At 68.4% G+C, this 3909-nt stretch carries 3 protein-coding genes; all 3 read left to right on the top strand.

Going from position 1 to position 3909, the window contains the following annotated elements:
- Window positions 1-1051, top strand: a 1051-nt coding sequence (locus WAZ62_RS15575) for an FCSD flavin-binding domain-containing protein (RefSeq protein WP_422644451.1), incomplete at its 5' end; no start/stop codon positions are given.
- A 3-nt stretch (window positions 1052-1054) separates the two neighbouring features.
- Entirely contained in the window at window positions 1055-2242 is a 1188-nt protein-coding gene (locus tag WAZ62_RS15570; protein ID WP_422644450.1) for a branched-chain amino acid ABC transporter substrate-binding protein, read from the top strand.
- A 216-nt stretch (window positions 2243-2458) separates the two neighbouring features.
- The gene (locus WAZ62_RS15565; RefSeq protein ID WP_422644449.1) at window positions 2459-3907 is read left to right on the top strand and encodes a hypothetical protein; all 1449 of its coding nucleotides are present in this window, start codon (window positions 2459-2461) and stop codon (window positions 3905-3907) included.
- Window positions 3908-3909: the final 2 nt, after the last annotated feature.

The following is a 3909-nucleotide window of genomic DNA, read 5'->3' as shown; positions in this document are numbered from 1 at the left end:
CGCCTGTTACGGCGCCAATCAGGCCCTGGCCGGCTGGCTGGACGAGGCGCGGTTGTTCCACGGCCATGAGGCCCTGACCCGGGCCGGCATGATCCTTCACCGCGAGGCTCCGGCGCGCATCGATCTGGACGGGGAGCGGCCCCGCCTCGCCGGCCGCGCCTTCGATCATGTGGTGGTCGCCGCCGGCATCGCCGTGCGCCCGCCGGACTATGAAGGTTACGACGCCGCCGCCTTCCCGCCGCACTGGACGGCGGGGGAAGCGATCGGACCCTTGCGCGACCGGATCGATGCCCTCGAGGATGGCGCCACCATCGTCATGCTGGCGCCGCCCGCGCCCTACCGTTGTCCGCCCGCGCCTTACGAACGGGCGACGGCGATCGCCGCCCGCCTGAAGGCGATGGGCAGGCGCGGCCGCATCCAGATCCTCGACGCCAAATCGTCCTTTCCGAAGCAGGCCCTGTTCGAGGAGGCCTGGGCGCGGCTCTATCCCGGCAGGATCGAATGGTATCCGGTCGATGTGATCGGCAAGATCACGAGGATCGACGCCGCGACCCGCCGCGTGCTGACCGCCTCGGATGCCTTCGCCTTCGATCTTTTGCATGTCATCCCGCCGCAGAGCGCGGCGCGCATCGCCCTCGACAGTGGCATCGCGGGGGAGACGGGCTGGATCCCGGTGACGGGGGCCGGCTTCCGCACCCCGGCCTCGTCCCGGGTCAGCGCCCTCGGCGATGCCTGCATCGCCGGCGACATGCCGAAATCCGCCTTTTCCGCGCGGGCGCAGGCGCTTCTGATGGCGGAAAGCCTGGCGGCGGATATCCTCGGCCGGCCGCAGCCTGTGCCCGAGCTGTTCAATACCTGCTACAGCCGCCTCGCCGAGGACGAGACCGTGGTGGTCGGCGGTCCCTTCTCGATCGTCGAGGGGCGGATCAAGGCCGGCCCCGGTTTCATCAGCAAGGTCGGCGAATCCGCCGGGATCCGCCGCGCCCATGTCGCCGAGGGCGCGGCCTGGATCGATGAATTCTCCCGCGCGGTGTTCGATGGAGGGACCTGAGCCATGAAATGCCTTCTGCTGGCCCTGGCGTTGCTGCTGCCGCCGGTCGCGGCCGACGCCGAAGGGATCGAGGCCGAGATCCTCCATGTCACGCGGGACGAGGAGCCGGCGATCCCCTTCTCCTTCCTCGAGCCGGTGCCCGAGGGCGAGGGGGTGTGGGGCGCCCGCCTCGGCCTCGCCGACGACAATGCCAGCGGACGCTTCACCGGCCAGAGCTTTCGCCTGACCGAGATCGTGGTGCCCCGCGACGATACCCTCGGCGATACGCCGGGCCTTGCCGACAGGCTTGCCAGCGGCGCGCGGCTGGTGGTCTCGGATCTGGGCCGGGCCGACCTCGACGCCTTGCTGGCGCTGCCGGGCACGGCGGATGATGTGATCTTCAACGCCCGCGTGACCGACGACGACCTGCGCCGCGAGGCCTGCCGGGCCAATCTGTTCCACACCGCCCTGTCGCGGGCCATGCGGGCCGACGCGCTGGCGCAATATCTCGTGCTGATGGGCTGGAAGGACTGGTTCCTCGTCGTCGGTCCCTCGGCCGACGACAAGGCATTCGCCGCCGCCGTCCGCGCCGCCGCCACCCGCTTCGGCGCGCGGATCGCCGAGGACAAGCCCTGGACCTATGAGGTCGGCAACCGCCGAACCGACAGCGGCGTGACCAATGCCCGCGAGGAGATCCGGCCGCTGACCAAGGTCGGCGACCATGATGTCCTGATCGTCGCCGACGAGGCGGATGATTTCGGCGAATATCTGCCCTATCGCACGGCCCTGGCGCGGCCCGTCGCCGGCACCCATGGCCTGGTGCCCCTGGGCTGGAGCCGGGCCAACGAGCAATGGGGCGCGACCCAGCTTCAGCGCCGTTTCGAGAAACAGGCGGGCCGGCCCATGACCGCGCGGGATTACGCCAGCTGGCTCGCCCTGCGCGGCATCGGCGAGGCGATGACCCGGGCCGGCGGCAATGATCCGGCGCTTCTGCGCGCCGCGCTGCTGGCGCCGGATTTCGGTGTCGCCGGCTTCAAGGGGGCACCGCTGTCGTTCCGCCGCTGGGACCGGCAGATGCGCCAGCCCGTGCTGCTGGCGACGACGCGCAGCCTCGTCGCCGTCGCCCCGGAGGACGGCTTCCTGCACCGGGTAACCCCCCTCGATACGCTGGGCGACGACGAGCCCGAAAGCGCCTGCGGCCAGCGCGGCTAGGGATGCGGTTCATTTCAAAGTACAGGGATGAATACTAAAGAGCAAGGTAATGAACTAAAGTATATTATACCGTAATTCCGCAATATTCGTTCGAACGTCTTAAGTGGTAAGTATCATTTAAAATAATTCTCGTCCTGCCGATGCTTGCCGCCGCTGGCCGCCATCCCGCCTGAAAGGGGTGGTGGCGCAGGGCGACAGAAACACCGGAGGAACGTCATGTCGGGGATCAAGGGGATTGGGGCATTGCTGCTGGGCGGCGTCGCCCTGGGCTGCGTGCTGGCGGCGGGGCCGGCGAAGGCCGATGCGACCGAAGACTTGCTGCGCCAGCTGAAGGCCAAGGGCATCCTGAACCAGCAGGAATACGACAGCATCCTGGGACGCAAGCAGGCCGAAGACGCCGCCGCCACCCGGAAGCAGGAAGAAGCGACGCAGGCGGCGGTCGCCGCCGCCAGGGCCGAAGCGGCCTCGGCCGGCGACGGGCTCTATGTCAAGGTGAAGGACCCGGCCAAGGGCATCGGCCTTCAGGTCGGCCCGGTCGACATCGCGCTGTCGGGTTCGGTCAATGCCTTCTATGTCGGCAGCGGCAAGGACGGCGGCAACCAGCCGGTCGCCCTCGGCGCGGTCGGCGGCACGCAGGACACCTCGTCGGTGCGCAACGGCCTGCTGCCCGGCTTCCTGAAGATCGACGTGACGACGACCGATGACGGCGTGACCTATGGCGGGCATTTCGGCCTCTATCCCGGGATCAACAGCGTCTCTTACGTGAACGGGGCCAATTCGGCCGGCGCGCCGCAGGGCCTCGCCACTTCGGGCATCGATTTCCGCCAGGTCTATATGACGGTCGCCTCCGACGGCTTCGGCGAATTCAAGGCCGGGCGCGACATCGGCCTGTTCGGCTCCGAAGCCATTCTCAGCGACATGCTGCTGCTCGGCGTCGGCGCGACCGGCGGCAATCAGGGGCCGTCGAATACCTCGCTCGGCCATATCGGCACGGGTTACATCTATACCGACTTCCAGCCCCAGATCACCTATACGACGCCGGACATGAACGGCTTCAAGGCGTCGCTCGGCATTTTCCAGCCGCTCGATACCGTGCCGGTGCTGGGACCGCGCCTGACCGGCCACGAGACCCCGGGTTTCCAGGGCAAGCTGACCTATGACTTCAAGTCGGGCGATTTCGGCGGCCGTCTCTTCGCCGGCGGCCTGGTGCAGGAGCTGAGCGCCAATGCCGACGCGGGCGAGCCGGCGGGGGCGGAGACCACGGCCTACGGCGCCGATGTCGGGGCGAAGCTGACCTTCGGCGACGCCGGCCTGCTGGCCTATTACTACGCCGGCAAGGGTATCGGCACCACGGGCCTGCTCTATGGCTCGGTCGCCGCCAATGGCGAGGCCCGCGATTCGCGGGGCTTCCTCGTCCAGGGCACCTATACGATCGGCAAATTCACCCTGGGCGGCAGCTATGGCGCTTCCTACCTCGACCTGGCCGATGGCGAGGCGCCCTCGATCCTCGTGGAAAGCAACACGTCCGCCGCGCTCCAGGCGCGCTATGCCCTGCGCAAGTGGGTGACCGTGGTCGGCGAGTTCATCCACACGGAAGCCGAGGCTCATGACGGCAGCGACGCCACCGAGGATGTCTTCGCCCTCGGCACCATCTTGTTCTTCTGATC

It is taken from the genome of Zavarzinia sp. (genome assembly GCF_049306435.1).
Lineage (GTDB): Bacteria > Pseudomonadota > Alphaproteobacteria > Zavarziniales > Zavarziniaceae > Zavarzinia.
This window is presented reverse-complemented; position numbering and strand designations above follow the sequence as displayed.